Annotated in this window: 17 protein-coding genes; 6 read left to right on the top strand and 11 right to left on the bottom strand. The window is 54.7% G+C overall.

Features of this window, described 5'->3' with window-relative positions:
• The first annotated feature begins 298 nt into the window (after positions 1-298).
• A complete protein-coding gene (locus tag E0L35_RS12910; protein ID WP_022522716.1) occupies positions 299-613 on the top strand; it encodes a high-potential iron-sulfur protein in 315 nt (104 codons plus the stop codon).
• Between the two features lie 80 nt (positions 614-693).
• Here the strand turns inward: E0L35_RS12910 and E0L35_RS12905 are convergent, their stop codons facing one another.
• The 5 genes from E0L35_RS12905 to E0L35_RS12885 all read right to left on the bottom strand — a co-directional run bounded on the left by E0L35_RS12905 (position 694) and on the right by E0L35_RS12885 (position 9,273).
• Positions 694-2,262, bottom strand: coding sequence for a SpoVR family protein (locus tag E0L35_RS12905; RefSeq protein ID WP_009287656.1), 1,569 nt, complete (start codon positions 2,260-2,262; stop codon positions 694-696).
• A gap of 44 nt (positions 2,263-2,306) precedes the next feature.
• Positions 2,307-3,593: a YeaH/YhbH family protein gene (locus E0L35_RS12900; protein ID WP_138800486.1), complete on the bottom strand. Its 1,287-nt coding sequence runs from the start codon at positions 3,591-3,593 to the stop codon at positions 2,307-2,309.
• 38 nt (positions 3,594-3,631) lie between these two features.
• On the bottom strand, positions 3,632-5,554 hold the full coding sequence (locus E0L35_RS12895) for a PrkA family serine protein kinase (protein WP_009287654.1): 1,923 nt from the start codon (positions 5,552-5,554) through the stop codon (positions 3,632-3,634).
• A 293-nt stretch (positions 5,555-5,847) separates the two neighbouring features.
• Positions 5,848-6,894, bottom strand: a complete 1,047-nt coding sequence (locus E0L35_RS12890) for a low specificity L-threonine aldolase (RefSeq protein ID WP_027960137.1) — start codon at positions 6,892-6,894, stop codon at positions 5,848-5,850.
• A gap of 357 nt (positions 6,895-7,251) precedes the next feature.
• A complete protein-coding gene (locus tag E0L35_RS12885) occupies positions 7,252-9,273 on the bottom strand; it encodes an NADPH-dependent 2,4-dienoyl-CoA reductase (RefSeq protein WP_138800485.1) in 2,022 nt (673 codons plus the stop codon).
• A gap of 180 nt (positions 9,274-9,453) precedes the next feature.
• Between E0L35_RS12885 and E0L35_RS12880 the strand changes: the two genes are divergently transcribed.
• The gene (locus E0L35_RS12880; RefSeq protein WP_138800484.1) at positions 9,454-10,368 is read left to right on the top strand and encodes a DMT family transporter; all 915 of its coding nucleotides are present in this window, start codon (positions 9,454-9,456) and stop codon (positions 10,366-10,368) included.
• A gap of 42 nt (positions 10,369-10,410) precedes the next feature.
• Positions 10,411-11,979, top strand: coding sequence for a bifunctional GNAT family N-acetyltransferase/carbon-nitrogen hydrolase family protein (locus tag E0L35_RS12875; RefSeq protein WP_022522713.1), 1,569 nt, complete (start codon positions 10,411-10,413; stop codon positions 11,977-11,979).
• A gap of 217 nt (positions 11,980-12,196) precedes the next feature.
• Here E0L35_RS12875 and E0L35_RS12870 read toward each other — a convergent pair whose 3' ends face one another.
• The 4 genes from E0L35_RS12870 to E0L35_RS12855 form a co-directional block, all read right to left on the bottom strand.
• Complete coding sequence (locus E0L35_RS12870) at positions 12,197-12,496, bottom strand: MGMT family protein (protein ID WP_022522712.1); 300 nt, start codon at positions 12,494-12,496, stop codon at positions 12,197-12,199.
• A gap of 41 nt (positions 12,497-12,537) precedes the next feature.
• Complete coding sequence (locus tag E0L35_RS12865) at positions 12,538-13,146, bottom strand: NAD(P)H-dependent oxidoreductase (protein ID WP_022522711.1); 609 nt, start codon at positions 13,144-13,146, stop codon at positions 12,538-12,540.
• A 202-nt stretch (positions 13,147-13,348) separates the two neighbouring features.
• Positions 13,349-14,797, bottom strand: a complete 1,449-nt coding sequence (locus E0L35_RS12860) for a sodium:alanine symporter family protein (protein WP_022522710.1) — start codon at positions 14,795-14,797, stop codon at positions 13,349-13,351.
• Positions 14,798-14,901: 104 nt separating this feature from the next.
• Positions 14,902-15,765 (bottom strand): LysR substrate-binding domain-containing protein, encoded by an 864-nt coding sequence (locus E0L35_RS12855; protein WP_022522709.1) that lies wholly within the window; start codon positions 15,763-15,765, stop codon positions 14,902-14,904.
• A gap of 137 nt (positions 15,766-15,902) precedes the next feature.
• Between E0L35_RS12855 and E0L35_RS12850 the strand changes: the two genes are divergently transcribed.
• From E0L35_RS12850 to E0L35_RS12840, 3 genes are all read left to right on the top strand, one after another.
• Positions 15,903-17,084 carry a TauD/TfdA family dioxygenase gene (locus tag E0L35_RS12850; RefSeq protein WP_022522708.1) on the top strand — a complete coding sequence of 394 codons (1,182 nt, stop codon included), beginning with the start codon at positions 15,903-15,905 and terminating at the stop codon, positions 17,082-17,084.
• 63 nt (positions 17,085-17,147) lie between these two features.
• Positions 17,148-18,086: an ABC transporter substrate-binding protein gene (locus E0L35_RS12845; protein ID WP_138800483.1), complete on the top strand. Its 939-nt coding sequence runs from the start codon at positions 17,148-17,150 to the stop codon at positions 18,084-18,086.
• Positions 18,087-18,183: 97 nt separating this feature from the next.
• Positions 18,184-18,888, top strand: coding sequence for a TVP38/TMEM64 family protein (locus E0L35_RS12840; RefSeq protein ID WP_171051150.1), 705 nt, complete (start codon positions 18,184-18,186; stop codon positions 18,886-18,888).
• On the opposite strand, the gene E0L35_RS12835 is transcribed toward E0L35_RS12840, so the two are convergent.
• Together E0L35_RS12835 and E0L35_RS12830 are read right to left on the bottom strand one after the other, a co-directional pair.
• Positions 18,870-21,116 carry a glycosyltransferase gene (locus E0L35_RS12835; protein WP_138800481.1) on the bottom strand — a complete coding sequence of 749 codons (2,247 nt, stop codon included), beginning with the start codon at positions 21,114-21,116 and terminating at the stop codon, positions 18,870-18,872. The two genes, E0L35_RS12840 and E0L35_RS12835, sit on opposite strands and share 19 nt — an antisense overlap.
• A 77-nt stretch (positions 21,117-21,193) precedes the next feature.
• A complete protein-coding gene (locus E0L35_RS12830; RefSeq protein WP_022522705.1) occupies positions 21,194-21,622 on the bottom strand; it encodes a secondary thiamine-phosphate synthase enzyme YjbQ in 429 nt (142 codons plus the stop codon).
• Between the last annotated feature and the right edge of the window lie 61 nt (positions 21,623-21,683).

Below are 21,683 nucleotides of genomic sequence, written 5' to 3'. Positions count from 1 at the left end.
AGAGTATAGCAGCGACAAGGAAGCGAGCGCAGCACCCGGCGACAGCGTGACCAATTGTCGCTATTCCAGCAGCACTATTCGCACAACCCTTATACATCCGCTAGCATGTAGTTTAAGAATAGGGTTGAAAACGGCTGGCCTAAATTGTAGTAGGTTGAAAAAAATAGTAGGTCGAAAATACAACTGATTGAAAGATGTAGCAGAGAGCTCCGGCTTATAAGACTACGCGGAGCACAAAGAGGTGGATAACCACCCAACAACGTGACCAAACGTCAGACCGTGACGATAAGGAGAAATCATGGCTAATAAGAGCCGTCGTGACTTTATGCGCAACAGCATGTTGGGTCTTGCAGCCCTTCCACTGGGAGCTGGCATTCTTTCTAAAACTGCTTTCGCCCAAGAGCTGCCGCGCCTTGATCCTTCCGCAAGCAACGCCCAAGCGCTTAACTATGTAGAAGACGCCAGTGAAGCCAGCGATCATCCCGCTTATGAAGAGGGCGAACGCTGCGATAACTGCATGTTCTTTAATGCAGACACTGAGGGTTGCCAGCTATTTCCAGAGAATAGCGTAGCACCCGCTGGCTGGTGCCAATCCTGGACTGCCCAAGCTTAAGCATTTAAAACTTGATAGCCGTATAAGCACCTCTACCCCGCCATTTGGGCGGGGTAGTTTTGTTTAAGACACGCTAGCAGCTAAGAAGCCGGGCTTTCATCCTCTACCGGCCAATGAAAACGCCGCGTTACCCGTCCTTCTTCCAAAGAGACAAGATGAACAGGGAAGCCCCATAGCTGCTGTAGATGGCGAATCACCGGATAAACACTGCGGCCTAATGGGCGGCGACTATCCTGCACGTGATGGAGTGTTAGCGAGCGATCCCCACGAATGGCCGCTTCAACCACTTGAATATTGGGTTCGCGGACAGAGAGCGCGTACTGAGTGGCAAGCGCTTCCCGAACCTGGCGGTAGCCCTGTTCGTTATGAATCGCTGCGACTTCAAGGGTCTCCACCTGATCGTCATCCACCACCAAAAACAGCTTATGGTCACGCATCACCTTCGGTGATAAAAACTGCTGAATAAACGACTCATCCTTGAAGTTGCGCATCGCAAACTCCAGCGTTTCCCGCCACGGAGTGCCTGCAATATCAGGGAACCACTCGCGATCCTCATCGGTGGGTGCGTCGCAGATCCGCTTAATATCCATAAAGATTGCGAAGCCAAGAGCATAGGGGTTAATCCCACTGAAGTGAGGATTATCAAACGCTGGCTGGTTAATGACCGCCGCGTGAGACTGCAGAAACTCCAGCATTAATCCCTCATCGACATTGCCATCGTCGTAGAGCCGGTTCATCAGCGTGTAGTGCCAAAAGCACGCCCAGCCCTCATTCATTACCTGGGTCTGCCGCTGAGGATAAAAATACTGCGCCAACTTGCGCACAATCCGCACGATTTCACGCTGCCAGGGCGCCAGCAGCGGCGCATTTTTTTCAATAAAGTAGAGCAGGTTCTCTTGAGGTTCCGGAGGATAGTGGCCGCCGCTGTGCAAGCCCAATGGGTCATCGTCAGCATGCAGGCCCCCCGTTGACAGCGGTGAATCGCTGATAGGTGCCTCAGGAATGGTACGCCAGAGCATATTCACCTGGGTTTGCAGGTAGCTTTCACGCTCCTCCTGGCGCTTCGCTTCTTCCTCGGCAGAGATCGGCGAGGGCCGCTTGTAACGGTCGACCCCATAGTTTTGTAGCGCATGGCAAGCATCCAGTAACTGCTCAACGGCCTGCACGCCGTGGCGTTCTTCACACTTGGCGATATATTTACGCGCAAACACCAGGTAATCAACAATTGAAGAGGCATCGGTCCAGGTGCGAAACAGGTAGTTCCCCTTAAAAAAGGAGTTGTGGCCGTAGCAGGCGTGAGCCATCACCAACACCTGCATCATCAGCGTATTCTCCTCCATTAAATAAGCGATGCAGGGGTCGGAATTGATCACCAGTTCATAGGCTAAGCCCATCTGGCCACGCTTGTACGCCTGCTCGACGGCTAGAAACTGCTTGCCGAACGACCAGTGGTGATAGCCCACCGGCATGCCTACACTCGCATAGGCATCCATCATCTGCTCGGTAGTGATGACTTCTATCTGATTAGGATAGGTATCTAGCCGATACTCATCAGCGAGCCTGGCCAGCTCCGCATCAAAACGCTCCAGTACACTGAAGTTCCAATCGGAGCCGGTGGCAATCGGCTTACGCTTGCGGGTCGCACTCATAGCCCCCTCCTCTACACGCGGTCACTAACCTGTATACAAGGTCACTAGGACTGGCTTAAGCGGCGCTTAAACAGTTCACGAAAGACCGGATAAATATCGCCCGCCTCCACAATTTGGCGCATGGCAAAGCGCTCGGGGAACTCTTTCACCACACTTTCGTACTCATGCCACAGTGACTGATGGTCATGGGGCGTGATCTCAACGTAGGCGTAGTATTGCAGCTGCGGCATCAACTGTTTGACCAGTAAATCGCGGCAAATATTCGAGTCATCATCCCAGTTATCACCATCGGACGCCTGGGCCACATACAGATTCCATTGGCCAACGGGATAGCGCTTTTCGATGATTTTATTCACCAGGTTCAGCGCACTGGAAACAATCGTACCGCCGGTTTCCCGCGAGTAGAAAAACTCCTCTTCACTGACTTCCCGAGCAGCCGTATGGTGGCGCACAAAAACCAACTCGACCTTCTCGTAGTGCTTCTCCAAGAACAGATAGAGCAGCAGGAAAAACCGCTTGGCGATGTCTTTGTGGTTTTGGGTCATCGAGCCGGAGACATCCATAACGCAAAACATCACCGCTTGATTGGAAGGCTGAGGCTGTGCACTTAGTTGGTGGTAGCGCAGGTCGTAGGTGTCAATAAACGGTACGCCCGCGATGCGCTTCTCCAGGCGCTCAATTTCGGCTTTCAGCTCGGCAATGCGGGTGGGATTACGCAGCACCGTGTCCTTGCGTTCTTCGGCCTCCAGGGCATCAATCGCCTCTCTTAACGCCCGTTTAATCGGCGCGCGCATAGCAATGCGCCGAGCATAGGCTTCGCGCATAGAGCGGGTAATGCTAATCCGCGACGGCACACCGTCCCGGGAGAGCCCCGCCCGCACCATTTTGACCTCTTCAAGCGATTTCAACGGTTTGCGCTGCAAATGGGGCAGCTCTAAACCGTCAAAAACAAACTCCAAAAACTCTTCGCGGCTCAGCGTAAAAGCGAACTCATCGACGCCTTCACCCTGATTAGAGGGGCCGCCCTCGCCTGCGCCACCACCGCCCCCCTGCCCACTGGGGCGGCGGATTTTATCACCGGCGATAAACTCTTTATTACCGGGTGAAACGATATTACGCGCCCCACCCGGGCCATGCTGGAAGACCGGTTCGGAGATATCCTTTGCCGGTATCGAAACGTTCTCACCACGCTCCATATCCGTAATCGAGCGGCGGTTAACGGCCTCTTCAACCGAGCGCTTGATATGCTTACGGTAGCGCTCCAAAAAGCGCTGCCGGTTCACCGCGCTTTTATGTTTCGCGTTCGGCCTTCGATCAATAAAGTAGGTCATACGACCTCCTTAAACGCTCATCTTAAGCACACCATCCATTACTGGGACTTGCGCACGCGCAGATACCACTCGGATAGCAACCGCACCTGTTTTTCGGTGTAGCCGCGATCGACCATCCGCGCCACAAAGTCTTCGTGCTTTTTCTGATCCGAGCGAGAAGCCTTGGCATTGAACGAAATAACCGGCAACAGCTCTTCGGTATTGGCGAACATTTTGTGCTCGATAACGCCCTTGAGCTTTTCATAGGACTGCCAGCTCGGGTTCATACCATTGTTTTGCGCCCGCGCCCGCAGCACAAAATTGACCACCTCGTGGCGGAAGTCTTTGGGATTCGAGATACCCGCAGGTTTTTCAATTTTCTCCAGCTCTTCGTTGAGCGCCTGGCGGTCTAGCAACTCGCCGGTTTCGTGATCGCGGTACTCCTGATCCTGAATCCAGAAATCTGCGTAGGTTACGTAGCGGTCAAAGATATTCTGGCCATACTCGCTATAGGATTCGAGGTAAGCGGTCTGGATCTCCTTACCAATAAAGTCCACGTAACGAGGCGCCATATACTCTTTGATAAAGCCCAAGTAGCGCTCAAACACTTCCGATGGCAGCTGCTCACGCTCCAACGCCTGCTCAAGCACATAAAGTAAATGGACTGGGTTAGCGGCCACCTCGGTGCTGTCGAAGTTAAATACCTTAGAAAGAATCTTGAATGCAAAGCGGGTGGAAAGCCCCTGCATACCCTCGTCAACGCCTGCGGCGTCGCGGTACTCCTGAATCGACTTGGCGCGAGGGTCGGTGTCTTTCAGATTTTCACCGTCGTAAACGCGCATTTTCGAGTAAATATTGGAGTTTTCCGGCGCTTTTAGCCGTGACAGTACCGAGAACTGGGCCAGCATGCGCAGCGTGTCCGGTGCGCAGGGCGCGGCGTTAAGCGAGGAGTCTTCGAGCAGTTTTTGATAGATCTTGATCTCTTCGGTAACCCGCAAACAATAAGGCACCTTGACGATATAAACCCGGTCAAGGAACGCTTCGTTGTTGCGGTTATTGCGAAACGCCTGCCATTCCGACTCGTTGGAGTGGGCCAGAATCACGCCATCAAAGGGAATCGCCCCCATGCCTTCGGTGGGGTTGTAGTTACCCTCTTGCGTCGCGGTAAGCAGTGGATGCAGCACCTTGATCGGCGCTTTGAACATCTCCACAAACTCCATCAGCCCCTGGTTAGCACGGCATAAACCGCCGGAGAAGCTGTAGGCATCCGGATCATCCTGGGAGTAAAGCTCCAATTGGCGAATATCGACTTTACCCACCAGCGACGAGATATCCTGGTTGTTCTCATCCCCTGGCTCGGTTTTGGAAATAGCGATCTGGTTAAGCCGTGATGGGTACAAACGCACTACCCGGAACTGGGAGATATCGCCGCCGTACTCATTCAGCCGTTTTGCCGCCCAGGGCGACATTACGCTGCGCAAATAGCGCTGTGGGATACCGTACTCTTTCTCGAGCAGTTCGCCGTCCTCTTCGGGTGAGAACAAGCCAAGCGGCGACTCGTAGACCGGCGAGCCTTTAATGGCATAGAACGGAATCCGCTCCATCAGCAGCTTAAGACGCTCTGCCAGCGACGACTTACCGCCGCCCACAGGGCCAAGCAGATAGAGAATCTGTTTGCGCTCTTCAAGCCCTTGAGCCGCATGGCGGAAGTAGGAGACGATTTGCTCAATGGCCTCCTCCATACCGTGAAACTCGGCAAAGGCTGGATAGCGACGAATCACTTTATTGGAAAAAATACGTGATAGACGCGGGTCTTTCGCCGTGTCGATCACTTCAGGCTCGCCTACGGCTTCCAGCATGCGCTCGGCGGCGCTGGCATAAACCTTCGGATCACGGCGACAAAGCGCCAGGTACTCCTCCAGGCTCATGTCCTCTTGCTGAACGCGGGAAAAACGGTCTTGAACGTGATCAAAGATGCTCATGAAACTCTCCTGTGGCCCATCCCCAGGCAGTCACCGTCAAGCCAAATGTTACGCAACGGCGTGCCAAACGAGGTGTCGCTTTTTTAGCGTAGTCAGCATTAGCAAAAAGTGATGACTAAAACCTTCAACGCAGCAGCGATATAGATAAGAGAATTATTCAGACGAATAGTTGCGTTAGTCCAAGCATCTCAAATAAACGCAAAGCGCTAAAGCAGTGATGTCGCTGCTTTAGGCAGCGACATCACTAGGTCAAAAGCGCCCAACAGCGGCAAAAAAGAGAGTAACTGACGGCTTTAACGCTCAAGTACCGCGCTAATATCGGCCAATAGACCATCCAGCAATTCAACGGTGGTGTTCCACGCACATACAAAACGCGCGCCACCTGCGCCAATAAAGGTATAGAAGGTCCAGCCTTTAGCTTTCAACGCTTCAATAGCGTGGGGCGGCAATTCAACGAACACGCTATTGGCTTGGGTAGGGAACATGAGCGATACGCCGGGTAGCGCTTGCAGCCCTTCCGATAGGTAGCGCGCCATCTCGTTGGCGTGCTGTGCGTTAGTTAACCAGGCACCGCTTTCTAGTAGCCCTAACCAGGGTGCTGAGACAAAGCGCATCTTGGAAGCCAACTGCCCTGCCTGCTTGCAGCGGTAGGAAAAATCCTCAGCTAATTCGCGGTTAAAAAATAGAATCGCTTCGCCAAACGCTAAGCCGTTTTTGGTACCCGAAAAACACAGCGCATCCACTCCCACCTGCCAGGTAATTTCTGCCGGAGTGGCATTTAGGCTGGCGCAAGCGTTGGCAAAGCGGGCGCCGTCCATGTGCAGGCGCAAGTCATGTTTATCAGCAATGGCGCGAATAGCCATGAGCTCTTCCCGTGAGTAGAGCGTGCCCACTTCGGTGGCTTGCGTGAGCGATACCACTTTAGGTTTTGGGTAGTGAATATCGCTGCGCTTGGTGACCAGCGCCTCAATGCCTTCCGGAGTTAGCTTGCCATTGGCACCCGGAGAGGTCAGCAGCTTCGCTCCGTTAGAGAAGAACTCTGGACCGCCGCACTCGTCGGTTTCGATATGCGCCAGCTCGTGGCAAATAACGCTGTGGTAGCTGCGTCCCATTGCAGAGAGTGCCAGGGAGTTAGCGGCGGTGCCGTTGAAAACGAAGAAGACATCACAGTCGTAGTCAAACATCTCGCGAAAGCGATCCGCGGCACGGGCTGTCCAGAGATCGTTACCGTAGGCCAAGTCATCGCAACGATTGGCTTCTAGTAGATATTCCATCGCCTCCGGGCAGATACCGGAGGTGTTATCACTGGCTAAAAAACGCGGGCTACACTCCGAGGTCATGACGACAGTCCTTTTATCTGGCAATCGAACGGCGCGAGCTGGGTGCCACTCGCGCCTTTAATATCTAGCTATTCTTAATAACTAGATTAGTCATTTAGTCTATCGCCATTTATGGGCTAACGTCACCCGCTCAACTCACCTACACAGAACTATCTCGGGACACGTCGGTGGCCGAGGGCAGGTTTCCGCGAGGGCGCTGTGAATCCGTCCATGGACGCTACTTTCGCCATCTGACCGCCATGGATGGCGGAAATGCCGGAATTGTCAGGAACATTTTCCGGCCATGGCGAAAGACCCTCGCTTCAACCTGCCCTCGAACATGGTGAATGGGGATTTATGAAATTTACTCTATCCAGCCTATAGGCTAGCGGCCAATCGAGTGCCCTGCTCAATTGCCCGCTTGGCATCCAGCTCGCTGGCTTCATCCGCGCCGCCGATTATATGTACCGCCGCCCGCGAACGCTCCAGCGGCGCCAGCAGATCACGCACTGACTCCTGCCCGGCGCATACCACCACGCTATCCACGGCAAGTACTTGGTCAACGCCATCGCGGCGAATATGCAGCCCTTCGTCGTCGATTTTGAGGTATTCGCAGCCGGTGAGGGTTTTCACCCCCCGCTGCTTAAGCGATGCGCGGTGAACCCAGCCGGTGGTTTTCCCCAGGTACTTGCCGGGCTTGGAGGTTTTGCGCTGGAGCATGACAATTTCGCGGGGAACCACGGGCGCCGTCGGCGCTTTTAAACCGCCCCGCTCGCCGACGGCCAAATCAACGCCCCACTCGTCGCACCAGTCGGCAATGTCCAAGGCTGGGTGGCCTTGGTGGGCCAGCAGTTCGGAGACATCAAAACCAATACCTCCCGCGCCAATCACCGCTATTTTACGCCCAACACGCTCAGGGGATTCAATCGCTTCGGCGTAGCTCAGCACCTTGCCGTGGTCGTGACCTGGAAGATTGAGTTCCCGGGGCTTAACGCCGGTGGCCATGACCACCTCATCGAAATCGGCGAGGGTTTCTGCGCTTGCCGTAGTATTTAGACGTACTTCTACCGCATATTTCTCCAGCATCACCCGGTAGTAGCGCAGGGTTTCATTAAACTCCTCTTTGCCGGGAATCTTACGCGCGTAGTTAAACTGCCCGCCCAGCTCACTGCGCTGTTCGAACAGCACCACGTTGTGTCCGCGGCTAGCAGCTGTCACGGCCGTTGCCAACCCAGCCGGCCCACCGCCCACCACGGCGACGCGTTTAGGGGTTTGCGCGGGCTCTATCACCAGTTCGGTTTCATGACAGGCACGGGGGTTGACCAAACAGGAGGTCAGCTTTCCGGCAAAGGTGTGATCCAGGCAGGCCTGGTTACAGGCGATACAGGTATTGATCTCTTCTGCCAGCCCCTCTTCGGCTTTGCGTATCCAGGCGGGATCTGCCAGGAAAGGCCGCGCCATGGAGACCATATCCGCGTGGCCCGCCGCCAGTACGCGCTCGGCTACCTCAGGCATATTGATGCGGTTGGTGGTAATCAACGGAATCGATAGTGCTGATTTGATCCGCCGGGTCACCTCGGTAAAGGCAGCGCGGGGCACGCTGGTCACAATGGTGGGCACCCGCGCTTCGTGCCAACCGATACCAGTGTTGATCACGTTCGCCCCGGCGGCTTCGATCGCCTGGCCCAGCGTGACGACCTCTTCCCAGGTGCTGCCCTCTTCGACCAAATCAATCATCGAGAGGCGGAAGATAATCACAAATCGTTCACCCACCGCTTCGCGAACACGGCGCACGATCTCAACGGCAAAACGCATCCGGTTTTCAAACGCCCCGCCCCACTCATCGTCACGCTGGTTGGTACGCTGACAGATAAACTGATTGATCAGATAACCTTCTGACCCCATGATCTCAACGCCATCGTAGCCCGCCTGTTTGGCTAAGCTTGCGCAGCGAACGTAGTCAGCAATTTGTTGCTCAACCTCATCGCTAGAAAGTGCTCTAGGCATAAAGGGATTGATCGGCGCCTGGATAGCCGAAGGTGCTACCAAATCCGGCGAGTAGGCGTAGCGCCCGGCATGAAGAATCTGCATGCACAGATGACCGCCCTCAGCATGCACCGCGTCTGCCACTTGGCGGTGTTCTGGCAACTGCGCCTCATCAACGAGCGCGTGGGCGCCCTGGAATACGGCGCCTTCCGCATTAGGGGCAATACCGCCGGTGACGATCAGGCTAACCCCCTCCCGCGCACGCTCGGCATAAAATGCCGCTAAGCGTTCAAAGCCATTGGGCGCCTCTTCCAAATTGGTATGCATAGAGCCCATCAAAACGCGGTTGGGCAGCGTCAAATGGCCAATGGTCAGCGGGCGAAAAAGGTGCGGATAGGCGGGCGCACGGGTCATCACGGTACTCCTTGGTATTATTAGTAACAGTGTTAAAACGCATTCAAACAAGCGTATGACATACTCGCCGCAACGTACAGACCTTTACCTATCTGAATATTGCCAGGTTTGCCGTTCTCCCCCTTGCCCAGTGTGCAAATTCGCGTCACATTACCCGGCTAACGATAAGGAACCGTTGCTATGCCCTTGATGTATTTTTTGCCGCCACTCGCCACCGTGCTTATCTGGTCGGGCAATATGACCATTAATCAGCTTAGCGTAGGCGCCATCGCGCCAAGCAGTATCGCTTTTTTACGCTGGCTGCTTGCCCTTGCGGTGATGACCCCGTTTGTACTCCCTGCATCGTTACGCCACCGCGACGAAATTCGCCGCCAGTGGCCCAAGCTAGCGCTGCTTGGACTACTCGGCATGGGCCTATGGCAAGGGCTGGCCTATGTGGCGGCAGAAACGACGACCGCTACCAACATGGGGATTCTCGCCGCCATGGTGCCGTTGTTAACGGTACTGCTGAGCGCGCTGATTCTTCGCGAGCCGCCGACCCTGGGTGGCATCGTGGGCGGCGTGCTGGCCTTCGTGGGGGTTACCGTTCTGCTAGGGCGTGGTAATCCGCTCTCGCTGCTACAGCTAGAGGTTGCCCTTGGTGATGCGCTGATGGTGGTAGCAGCCACTTGCTACGCGCTATATGGGGTGATGCTCAAACGCTGGTCGATGAATTTACCGCCCTGGGTGATGCTTTACGCCCAAGTCTGTTTTGCGGTGCTGTTCTTGTTACCGCCTTATTTGATGGGGCCAATGACACCTATTGATAGTCAGAATATCGGCCTGATTGTCTACGCGGGCATTCCTGCCTCGATCATCACCACCTTTTTGTGGATGCGCGCAGTTCGCCAGATCGGTGCCAATCAATCAAGTATTTTCATCAACCTAATGCCACTGTTTAGCGCACTGATTGCGATGGCCTTCTTGGGTGAACAAGTGGCAGGGTTCCACTTTACCGGTGGGCTGCTGATTCTGGCGGGTGTCATCATGGCGCAAACGCTGACACGCCCGTTAGCACGTGGTTTAACCTCGGATAAGCCGAGCAGCGCCCGATAATGCTAGAATGGCCGTCGATTTCTAACGCTGGGAAGCCCTGATATGTCCCTGGAAGAACTGCATCTTAATCTGCGCAACCTAATGAGTGATGACTACGATCAGCTCAAGGCATTGATGGACGCCGTCTATCACGATATCGGCGGGTCATGGCCGAAGCACACCATCGACAAATTAATTCAGGAATTCCCCGACGGCCAAATCGCCATTGAAGACGATGGCCTTCTGGTGGGCGTAGCACTCACCGTTCAGGTGGATTACGACGAATTTTCCAACCCGCATAAGTACGATGACCTGATTGGCCATCGCGAGATCATCCTCAATGACGAGGATGGCGACGCCATGTACGGGCTGGATGTACTGATTCACCCAGATTACCGCGGTTATCGCCTGGGCCGCCGCCTTTACGAAGCGCGTAAAGAGCTATGTCGCTCAATGAACCTACGGGCGATTTTAGCCGGTGGGCGTATTCCTGAGTATCACCAGCACGCCGATGAACTCACGCCTGCCCAATACATCGATAAAGTCTCGCGCAAAGAGATCTACGACCCGATTCTCTCTTTCCAGCAGGCCAACGATTTTCAGGTAAAGCGCCTACTGCGCAAATACCTGCCTGAAGATGAGCAGTCTCGCGGTTACGCCACCCTGTTGGAGTGGAACAACATTTTGTTTGAGCCCGCTGCCAGTGTGCTCGACAACAAACCGACCCAAGTACGGGTGGGTGCGGTGCAGTGGCAGATGCGTGAGTTTTCATCGGTGGAAGCCGCGCTTCAGCAGATCGAGTACTTCGTAGACGCGCTCTCCGACTATCAAAGTGACTTTGCCGTTTTCCCTGAGCTATTCAACGCGCCGTTGATGGGCCTCCAAGACCGCGCCGCCCAGCAGGATCAAATGGGCGCGATTCGCTTTTTGGCCGGTTTCACCGAGCGCTTTAAGTCTGAACTGTCGCGTATGGCGGTCTCTTACAATATCAATATTGTCGGCGGCTCGATGATTGAAGTGGGTGACGATGACCGACTCTACAACATCGCCTACCTCTTCCACCGTGACGGCACCGTTGAGCGCCAGGCCAAGCTGCATATTACGCCTCAAGAGCGTCGCGACTGGGTGATCGAGGGCGGCGATGAGCTACAGGTGTTCGATACCGACGCTGGCCGCGTGGGCATACTGATCTGCTACGACGTGGAGTTTCCGGAACTTGGCCGACTGCTGGCCGACCAGGACATGGACATTCTGTTTGTGCCCTTCTGGACCGACACCAAAAACGGTTACCTGCGCGTGCGCCATTGCAGTCAAGCGCGGGCGATCGAAAATGAGTGCTACGTGGTGCTCTGCGGCAGCGTCGGCAACCTGCCTTCGATTGAAAACCTGGATATCCAGTACGCCCAATCAGCGGTGTTCTCGCCATCTGACTTCGCGTTCCCCCACGATGCAGTGCTGGCGGAAACCACGCCCAATACCGAGATGATCTTCTTCTCGGATCTGGATCTCACTCGCCTAACGGTGGTACGTGCCGAAGGTTCGGTGACCAACCTTAAAGACCGCCGCAAGGATCTGTTTGACCTACGCTGGCGCGACTGGTCGTGGAAATCGGGTGCTAATTTGGAGGATTGAATGGTGAATGGTGAATCGCGAGAAGGCTCACCAACGCAATTCATAAATACAACCACGCCGCCCAAATTGGGCGGCGTGGTTGTGTTCGCGTCAGATTCCGCTAATGTCATTGCGAACGCACCCTCACATGTCATTGCGAGCGAAGCGAAGCAATCTCGGGGTTATGGCCACATCTGCCTAGATTGCTTCGTCGCAAGCTCCTCGCAATGACAGCAGCTTAATCAGGCCAGACGAGGTGCGCGGGCACTCGGCCTTTGGCATCAAACAACACCCCTTCATCGCGTAGCTTACGATGCTGGCGTTCGGCGCCACCGTGATCGGCAAGCTTCAAAGACGATGCGATCACGCGATGCCAAGGCAACTGGTGGCCATCCGGCAGGTGGCGCATTGCCGAACCTACCATGCGTGGGGTAGCACCTTCGGTCATGGCGGCAATGCGGCCATAGGTCGTCACCCGGCCCGGCGGAATTTGATCGACAATAGTGTAAATCTGTTCGAGTAATTCCGGCCGAGCCATGTGACTATCCTTTTATTTCTTGAGGGCACTTCTGAATGTGCTTAAAGCCCCTCAACCAGTTGATCGATCGCTTGGAAAGCTTCTTTTATTGCAGCTTCGCGCTGCTGCTCACCCAAATTCAGCCCTTCAGCATAGACCACGTCAACCTCTTTAATTCCCATCAGCCCCAGCATGGCTTTCAGGTGTGGTGTTTGGCTGTCAAATTCCGTACCCGCGTACTGACCACCCCGCGCTGCCAGAATAATCGCTCGCTTGCCTTCTACCAACCCTTGCGGGCCGTTTTCGGTATAGCGGAACGTTTCACCGGCACGCAGAACACGGTCAAACCACGCCTTCAGCTGTGAAGGAATACCCAGGTTGTACATCGGTACCGCAATGACCAGCACATCATTGGTGCGCAGCTCAGTCAGCAGTTCGTCCGAGCGCGCGGCTAACGCCTGCTGCTCAGCGGTACGCTCTGCGGCCGCCACCTGCCAAGCCCCCAGTTCGCTAATATCCAGGTGAGGGAGCGAGGTTTTCACCACGTCACGCTGAGTAACGTTTACATCGTTGCGGGCGCTCGCCTGCTCGATAAAGCGATTAGCCAACGCAATGGATTGGCCGTTTTCAGCCAGAATAGAAGAGGTAATTACCAGGGCACGAGTCGTCATTGAAAGCTCCAAAATGTACACGGAAGGATTGGAAGCTATTCTACGGCGCTTTCTAATAAGCAAAAGCGCAACGTTTTCCGACTTATATTCGATTAAATCGAATCATGCGACGGCCAATAAAATAAAAAGCCCCGCGACGCAAAATGCGAAGCGGGGCACAGCCAGTGGATTAGATGACTATAGCTCGTTTTCTTAAGCTTGATTACTTCTTGGGCCAGGCCTTGGGATCGACTTTATTAACCAGCTTGGGAAAAAGGCTGGGATCAAACACAGGCTCTTTGCCCGCTTTCAACTGCGCTTCGTAGTCGCGGAAGAGTGCGAAAGCTACTGGCGAGAGAAGCAGAATAGCGACCAGGTTAATAATAGCCATCATACCCATAGAGAGGTCGGCGAAGTTCCAAATCGCCCCCAGGCTTGCCACCGAACCAATCATAATCATCGCCAGCACCGCTAAGCGGTAAATAAACACGGCAACCGGGGCGCGGCGCCCGGCCAGGTACTCAATGTTTGACTCGCCGTAGGAGTAGTTGGCAATCACCGAGGTAAACGCAAACAGCAGAATCGCCACCGCGATAAACATACCACCCCAATCGCCCACATGGCTGGAAAGCGCCATTTGGGTCAACTGAATGCCGTTGTTCTCATCGCCCGCCATCAGCTCCGGCCCCGCCATAATGATGATCGCCGCCGTGGCCGTACAGATCACTAGGGTATCCAGAAACACCCCGAGCATCTGAATAAAGCCCTGGGCAGCAGGATGATCTGGCCGCGTAGAGGCCGTGGCCGCGGCATTGGGCGCTGAGCCCATCCCCGCTTCATTGGAAAACAGCCCGCGCTGAATGCCGTTCATAATCGCCTGGGATACCGCGTAGCCTACTGCCCCACCGGCCGCCTGCTCAAAGCCAAATGCACTGCGCACAATGGTCATGATCGCTGCGGGCAAGTCACTGATATTCAACCCGACTACCACCAGCGCCAGAATTAAGTAGAGCAGCGCCATAAGCGGAACCACCAGTTCAGCCACCTTGGCAATCGACTTCAAACCGCCGAAGATGATCGGCGCCACAACAGCCATCAAAACTAACCCCATGGCCCAGGTGGGAATGGCGAACGCCTGTTCCATGGCCTGGGCGATAGAGTTGGCCTGAACGCTGTTGAACGCTAACCCAAAGGCAATGATCAAACAGATAGAGAACAGCACAGCCAGCCAGCGCAAGCCCAAACCACGCTCAATATAACGCGCAGGGCCGCCGCGGAAGGTGTTGTCGCCGTGGTCTGTTTTGTACGCCTGAGCCAGGGTGGACTCCACAAAACTGGTCGCCATCCCAACCATTGCGGTCATCCACATCCAGAAAATGGCCCCAGGGCCACCAAAATAAATAGCCACCGCGACACCCGCCAGGTTACCGGTACCGACTCGGGCCGCCAGACTGGTTGAGAGCGCTTGAAACGAAGAGATACCGCCGTTTGATTGTCGGGAGCTGCCCAGCAGCTTAAACATATGGCCGAAATAGCGCAGCTGAATACCGCGTGTCATCACAGTAAAATAGAGACCCGCGCCAATCAGCAGATAAATCAGCACGCTGCCCCAGAGCAAGCCGTTGCCGCGATCCACCAGCGATGTCAGCAACGGAGGGAGAGTAAAGTCCATGAAGATCACGCCTTTTTAAACAATGAAAGCGCATCATTTTTCACGGCTGCACCAAAATGGCAAGGAAATTGGTGAAAAGACTTTAAAACAGCAATAACCACTTATCACATTGAATCGCAAAGCCCCCGCCATACCAGCTCGGATTCGTCGCTAACGTGGCGCCGGCTAGGGCGAACCAACCAGAAGCGCTCATCGCTGGGCACACTGAGCTCAAAAGGCGCCACCAAATCGCTACGCTGCTCCATTAAGCGTCGATGAGTTAACGCAACGCCACCGCCCTGGCTAGCAAGCGCCAGTGTCATCACCTGGTTATCGCAAGTGAGCGACCAGCACTGCGCTTCCAGGTGAGCAACCCCCGCTTCCTGCAGCCACCCCGGCCACCCCACGCCAAAACCGACAGCGTGCAGCAGCGTATGCCCAGCCAGATCGCTCGGCGCAGTAAGCGTGTCCGCTAACGCCTGCGAGCAAACGGGCAGCAGTTGCTCTTCGCCTAGCGGCTGCATTTCAACGCCCGTCCACTCCCCTTTGCCATAGCGAATCTCGATATCCGCCCCTTCGGGGCCAAAGTCATCGGGCCAGATAGCACTTACTACACGAATCGACACCTGGGGATGAGCTCGGTGGAAGGCAATTAAACGCGGCGCCAGCCACGACTGCTGAATAACCGGCGTGGCACGCAGCGTCACTGGCTGCTCAGAGGTGCTGCCAAAGACCTCCAGGGTGCCCTCACTAATACGCACAAACGCATCGTGAATGCTGGGCAGCCACGCCTGCCCAGCGGGGGTAAGCGTTAAGCTGCGTGCATGACGAACAAAGAGCTTTTGCCCCACCCGGTCTTCCAGCAGCCTGACGCGCTGGCTGATGGCCGCTTGGGTAACCCCAAGCTCATTGCCTGCAGCGGTAAAGCTTAAGGTACGCGCCGCAGATTCAAAGGCTTGTAGCCATAACAATGGCGGTAATTGGCTCATGAAAAAGAGACCTATAAATTAAATGATGTCTTAGGGGTCAGATTAATCGTTTGTCACTGCTGCGGCTACTCCGCATCCTGGTTGGCACAAACGCACACCCCTACGTAATGCCACAGAGGGAGCGAATCGGAGTTTTAATGAACAGCACAGCAGAGACCACCTTAACGCCCCCCCATGCAAACACCCCTGAGATGGGCGAATTAAGTCCTTATCAAGCGGGCCCGGTACTCACTCAAGCGACGCTTGCCCACAATGGCATTGCCCTTGAGTGGCTAGATGGTCAAAAAACCACTCTGCCCCTGCTCTGGCTGCGCGACCACTGCGCCTGCCCGGCCTGCCGGCATCCGCAGACCCGGGAAAGGCTCTACCTGCCGCTTGAACCCATCACTGAGCCACCCAGCGTTGCTCTGCTAGATGGGCACTTACACCTGCAATGGCAAGATGGTCATGTCAGTGCCTTTCATAGCGGCTGGCTTTACCAGCGCCGCCCGGAAGCCGAGCTGACTTCTGCGGTACCCAACGCTAAGCCTTGGGTCGATAACTTCACTCCCGAGCACATCAGCCATAGTGATTTTTTAACCCCTCTAGGCGAGAAAGCCTGGCTAACCGCCATGCTACGCGACGGGCTGGCACTGATTACCGACGGCCCATTGGTAGAAGAGGAAGTAAGCCGCTTAGCTGAACGTATTGGCCCCCTGCGCGCCACCAACTTTGGCGCCCGCTTTGATGTGCGCTCCAAACCCAATCCCAACAACGCGGCTTATACCGCGGTAGGGTTGCCATTGCATATCGATTTACCCAACTGGCGCCAACCGCCAGACATTCAGTTGCTCTACTGCCTGCAAAACGGTGCCAGCGGCGGCGAATCGTTATTTGCTGATGGCGCTCGGGTCGTAGAAGCTCTGCGCCAGGAGTCTCCAGAAGCGCTGACGATTCTTAGCGAAACACCGATTGATTTTCGCTTTCAGGATGAAACCCACGATATTTCAATGCGGGCACCGGTGATCACTCTGGATAGCGCAGGCAATCTGGTTGAGATGCGCCTGAATAACTGGATTCGCGATGCCCTTCACCTACCAGTAGAGCAGATGGACGCCTGGTACAGCGCCTACGCTCTATTGTGGAAGCTGTTCCACAGCGAAGCGCACCAGCTAGAGTTCACCCTTCGCCCTGGTCAAATGGTCGCTTTTGATAATCGTCGCGTACTCCACGGACGGCGCGAGTTCGACCCTAACAGCGGCGCACGCCATTTACAGGGCACCTATTTAGACCGCGATATGCTGGCTTCACGCCTCCGCGTGCTGGCCCGTAACGTTTAGCGGTATTCAATATCACTGTTTAACAACAACACCTATTAGACAAAAACCTAGCAAGGAGATCCTATGACACACCTCAAGCCTCTCGCCTCAGGCATTGCCCTCGCCACTACCGCGCTATTTGCCTCGGCGGCTCACACCGACGACCAAACCCTCGATTTCGGTGTGCCCGCCTGGCCCGGCATTACAGTAAAAACGGCTATCGCCGAACAGCTATTAAACCCACTCGGCTACGAAACCAGCACCCAGGAAATCGGCCTACAGGTGATTTACCAGGGTATCGAAAGCGGCGATATCGACGCCTTTCTAGGGGCTTGGCTGCCCGCCCAGCGTGAGATGTTCAATCCCCGCAAGGAGTCGGGTGTACTGATTGACGTGGCGAATAACGTCGATGGTGCGCAAATGACCCTGGCGGTGCCGGAATATCTGTATGAGAGTGGCATTCAGAGTTTTGCTGATTTAGACGAAAATCGCGAGCAGTTCGAGGGTGAAATCTATGGCTTCGGCGCAGGCTCTGCTGCCAGTGAGATTCTTCACAATGCCATTGACAATGACACCTGGGGGTTAGGTGACTGGCAGGTAGTCGATACCAGTGAAGTGGGCATGCTTTCCGCTGCACGTGATGCCATCTCCCGTGAGGAACCGATTGTCTGGGTAGGCTGGACGCCCCACTGGATGAACCTTGAACTGCCCATGCGCTACCTGGAAGATCCTGAAGATCTGTTCGGTGAGAACAACGGTGAAAGCGATGTGTTGACGCTGCTGCGCAGTGGCTACGCTGAAGCCACCCCTAACGTAGTGACGTTCTTTGAGCAGTTTACCTTTTCGGCTGAAGAGCAGAGCTGGATGATTCAGGCGTTTGGCCAGGAAGAGCAGGATCTTACCGACGTCGCCGAACAGTGGATCAACGACCACCCAGAACGCATTGAAGCAATGTTGGCAGACGTCACCACCACTGACGGCGACCCCGCTTGGCCGGTCATTGAAGCCCAGCTCAACAACTAATAAACCGCTGATTAACAACTGCACTTAATGGAAAAGCGCCTTCATCCCATTGGACGGCTAGCGTATGCTAGCGCTTTTTTAGCCGATGGGAGTGGGCATGTCGCGGACATTGGGTAAGGGCGTAGGCCTGCTGGTAATCGTCGTGCTGCTGGGCGTCATGTGGCAGGTACTGCAGCGCTACGACCTACTCACCCAGGCGCGCCTTAGCGAGTTTATCGCTTACATTCGCCAGTGGCGTACCGCGCCCTGGATGTTTGCTGCGGTAATGGCCACTTATGCCAGTGCCTTGCTGGTGATGTTTCCACTTAGCCTACTGGTGGTGGTGACTGGCTTACTGTTTGGCCCGATATGGGGGCTGGTGTACGCCACGCTAGGCACATTGACCTCCTCGATTGTGTCTTACTGGGTAGGCCACTGGTTAGGCCGTGAGGCGCTTATGCGTTATGGCGGGCGTCATCTGCGTGGCCTATCGGGTTACTTATCCAAGCGCGGCATTCGCACCATGACGGTGATTAACCTGCTGCCACTCGCCCCGTTCACGCTCACCAATATGCTGGCGGGCGCTTTTCACCTTAAGTTTCGCGACTATATGATCGGCTCCACCCTGGGCATCGTACCGGGGCTGGCAGCGGTGATCTTATTGGGCAGCCAGCTAGGCGCACTGTTCACCGCTGCCTCGACCAAAGAAATCATCTTAGCGGCTGTCGGGCTAGTGGCTGGCGTTAGCTTGTTAATAGGCCTTAAGCGCTATGCTAACCGCCGCCAAGCGGCAAAAAAACAGCCTCACCGCGAAGGCGAGTGATATTTGGCCAGCACTTCGGCGTAAAAGCCCGCCACCGCTGAGGCAAAGTTGTCAATATCAAACTCCTCAGCAAAGTGGCTGGCCTGCTTACCCAACTCCCGGCGTCGCTCAGCGTTATCTTTTAACTCAACCACCCTTTGCCCCCAGGCCTGACGATTTTGCGGTGTTTTGAACCCATTGCCCCCTTGGCGCACCACATCATCGATACCGCTGGAGCGCACCGCCACGACGGGCAACCCCGCCGACATTGCTTCAAGAATCACCATACCCTGGGTTTCTGAGGTCGAAGCAAACACAAATATATCGCCTAGATGGTAATAAAGCGCCATGCGCTCCGGCGGCACCGCTCCGACCAGGGTGACCTGCGAGGTCAGTTTCAAAGTATCGATTTGGTTTTGAATCGCCTCCCGGTCTGGCCCATCACCAATCAGTAGCAGATGAAGATCATCATGCCCCTGTGACTGAAGTTCGGCGAGGGCCTCCAGCATAAAGCCAATGTTTTTCTCCTTACTAATCCGCGAGACGCTGATCAATATTTTACTTGCAGGGTCGATAGTTAATTGCTCGCGCAGCGCTTCCAACTCACTCTCCTCAACGTGAGAAAAGCGTGCCACATCAATGCCTGTGGGCTGCACCAGCGAAGGTGTTTTCACTCCAATCATGCGCAGATACTCCTCGGCGGAGTAAGTCGGCACAATCACTCCTTGGCAGCGATTAGAAAAGCGCTTAATCAGGGTATGGGAAATCAAATTACGAAACAGCGCACCGGGCAGCGGCACGAAGTGGGCATAGTGCTCCAGGCGGGTGTGATAGGTGTAGATCACTGGCACCTTGAGCCGACGCCCCATAAACAGGCCCATGGAGCCGAGCCAAAAGGGATGATGAACGTGAATAACATCCGGCTTAAACCCACGCAGGCAGCGGCGGAAACGCGCACTGAACGGATTGGTTAACCGGAACTCACCCTTCTGCCCAAATGCCATTAGCGTGGGGATGCGTTTTATTGAACTGTCGTCCTGCCACGTTTCTCGGTAGCGCGGCACTAACAGTTGGATGGTGTGGCCTAGATCGCATAAGCCATTGCGCAGGCGATCCACCGAGACCGATACCCCCGATACAAAAGGAAAGTAGTTATTAGAGATCATCGCTACGCGCAGAGATTTACCCAGGAAAGGCGTTGGGTCGATATCAAAATCAGGATAGTAGTCGCGATCTTCGAAAATTAGCCGATATAAGCGCAGTGCGAGCAGCGTCAACATACCCACAATCAGCAAAAACCGCGTATAGCTAACGTAGAAAAATGCATACACCGTGGAAGCCACACTACTCACCATCCGCCACCAGCCAGGGCTATCCACATTTAACCGCACCGGCGCAATAGCGACATTCTCACCCTCTACATTGACGATGACGTAGTGGTGAAAGCTGCTATCGGCATCGATGAGGATGCCTCCCGCGCCTCCGGTGGTCACGTAATCCACGCCATTAATCGTCTGCTGGGAAAAGAGCGTTAAGTTGGCGGAAAATACGGTGTCAACGTCATGTTCCTCTGCCAGCGCCATAATGCCATCGGCTAAGCGAGAATCATTGAGATAATTGTCCGCTTCAAACAGAGGCGCGTCGCGCACTACGTTGTGCAGCGGCAAACCAACAAATAGAAACCGATGCTGTGTTTCTGAGGCCGTAAGCTCACGCTCCAACCAATCAAGCTGCCAAGAGGTAGAGGACTTGCCGGTACCGTCAAGAAAGATAAAGTGGCTATTGCCCGCTACAAACGAGTAAAAGTGCGGCCCAAAATATTCGTAAAACAGATAGCTACCGAAATCGCTATCTTCATTTTCACCGTAGGTGAGTAAGTAAGGGACATTGAGCTGCTCCAGACTCTGATAAATCGCCTGGTAGCTCTCCTGCTGCCCACTATTGACGGCATTCCCAGCGGAAATCAGGAAGTCGATGCCGCTCTGATTGATGAGCGGCACAATCTCCTTTTGAAACACGCTCACCGAGTTATTGATATTGCCCACCACCGCAAAGCGATAGTCGGTTCGCTCCTTCAACACCTCGCGAATATTCGCCACCTCAAGGGTATGCACCGACTCAAATTTGGGTTCTGCTACATACAACCAAATTTGGTGAGCAATTAGCCCAGTCACCAGAGCAAGATTAAGAAAAAAGAACAGCCGCAACCTGCGCTGTCGGGAAAGGCGAAGAAAGGAGCGTCGTGGCATTTAAAAGCGCTTTTTCAAAGATAATATGAGGTTATTAACCACTATACAGCAACGCTGAGTCGAGGTGGCGCGCCAAGCTAGCGCGCTTCACACCCGTTTAGGGTGGCCAGTAATCGACGTGGCCCAGCCTGATTGCGGTGTTCTCCCAGCCATATGCCCTGCCAGGTACCTAAAGCCAGGCGTCCATCGCGCACCGCCAGAGTTAGCTGTGTACCCAGCAGGCTGGCGGCTACATGGGCGGGCATATCATCAGGCCCTTCCAGGGTGTGGCGGAAATAGGGTAAATCTTCGGGCACCAGTCGACGCAGAAAAGCATCTAAATCGTGGCGCACATCCGGATCAGTGTTCTCATTGAGCGTTAACGAGGCAGAAGTGTGCATCAGCTGTAAATGCAGCATGCCAGCCTGGCAGTCACTTAAACAAGGCAGTGCGCGGGCCACATCATCCGTAATCAAATGAAAGCCGCGCGCCATTTCGGGCAAATGAATCTCTTGTTGGCACCACATACACACTCCTTTATTTGTTATGTAAACGAAAACACTCCATCACCGCCTTCTCCTGCTGTAT

This window comes from Halomonas sp. ATBC28, assembly GCF_005937175.1.
Taxonomy (GTDB): Bacteria; Pseudomonadota; Gammaproteobacteria; order Pseudomonadales; family Halomonadaceae; genus Vreelandella; species Vreelandella titanicae.
The sequence above is the reverse complement of the archived record's forward strand: the minus strand, read 5'-3'. Positions and strand labels throughout refer to the sequence as shown.

Coding starts and splice junctions, on each gene's coding strand:
- E0L35_RS12910 (WP_022522716.1), top strand. CDS start 299: ATGGCTAATAAGAGCCGTCGTGACTTTATGCGCAACAGCATGTTGGGT.
- E0L35_RS12905 (WP_009287656.1), bottom strand. CDS start 2,262: ATGAGTGCGACCCGCAAGCGTAAGCCGATTGCCACCGGCTCCGATTGG.
- E0L35_RS12900 (WP_138800486.1), bottom strand. CDS start 3,593: ATGACCTACTTTATTGATCGAAGGCCGAACGCGAAACATAAAAGCGCG.
- E0L35_RS12895 (WP_009287654.1), bottom strand. CDS start 5,554: ATGAGCATCTTTGATCACGTTCAAGACCGTTTTTCCCGCGTTCAGCAA.
- E0L35_RS12890 (WP_027960137.1), bottom strand. CDS start 6,894: ATGACCTCGGAGTGTAGCCCGCGTTTTTTAGCCAGTGATAACACCTCC.
- E0L35_RS12885 (WP_138800485.1), bottom strand. CDS start 9,273: ATGACCCGTGCGCCCGCCTATCCGCACCTTTTTCGCCCGCTGACCATT.
- E0L35_RS12880 (WP_138800484.1), top strand. CDS start 9,454: ATGCCCTTGATGTATTTTTTGCCGCCACTCGCCACCGTGCTTATCTGG.
- E0L35_RS12875 (WP_022522713.1), top strand. CDS start 10,411: ATGTCCCTGGAAGAACTGCATCTTAATCTGCGCAACCTAATGAGTGAT.
- E0L35_RS12870 (WP_022522712.1), bottom strand. CDS start 12,496: ATGGCTCGGCCGGAATTACTCGAACAGATTTACACTATTGTCGATCAA.
- E0L35_RS12865 (WP_022522711.1), bottom strand. CDS start 13,146: ATGACGACTCGTGCCCTGGTAATTACCTCTTCTATTCTGGCTGAAAAC.
- E0L35_RS12860 (WP_022522710.1), bottom strand. CDS start 14,797: ATGGACTTTACTCTCCCTCCGTTGCTGACATCGCTGGTGGATCGCGGC.
- E0L35_RS12855 (WP_022522709.1), bottom strand. CDS start 15,765: ATGAGCCAATTACCGCCATTGTTATGGCTACAAGCCTTTGAATCTGCG.
- E0L35_RS12850 (WP_022522708.1), top strand. CDS start 15,903: ATGAACAGCACAGCAGAGACCACCTTAACGCCCCCCCATGCAAACACC.
- E0L35_RS12845 (WP_138800483.1), top strand. CDS start 17,148: ATGACACACCTCAAGCCTCTCGCCTCAGGCATTGCCCTCGCCACTACC.
- E0L35_RS12840 (WP_171051150.1), top strand. CDS start 18,184: ATGTCGCGGACATTGGGTAAGGGCGTAGGCCTGCTGGTAATCGTCGTG.
- E0L35_RS12835 (WP_138800481.1), bottom strand. CDS start 21,116: ATGCCACGACGCTCCTTTCTTCGCCTTTCCCGACAGCGCAGGTTGCGG.
- E0L35_RS12830 (WP_022522705.1), bottom strand. CDS start 21,622: ATGTGGTGCCAACAAGAGATTCATTTGCCCGAAATGGCGCGCGGCTTT.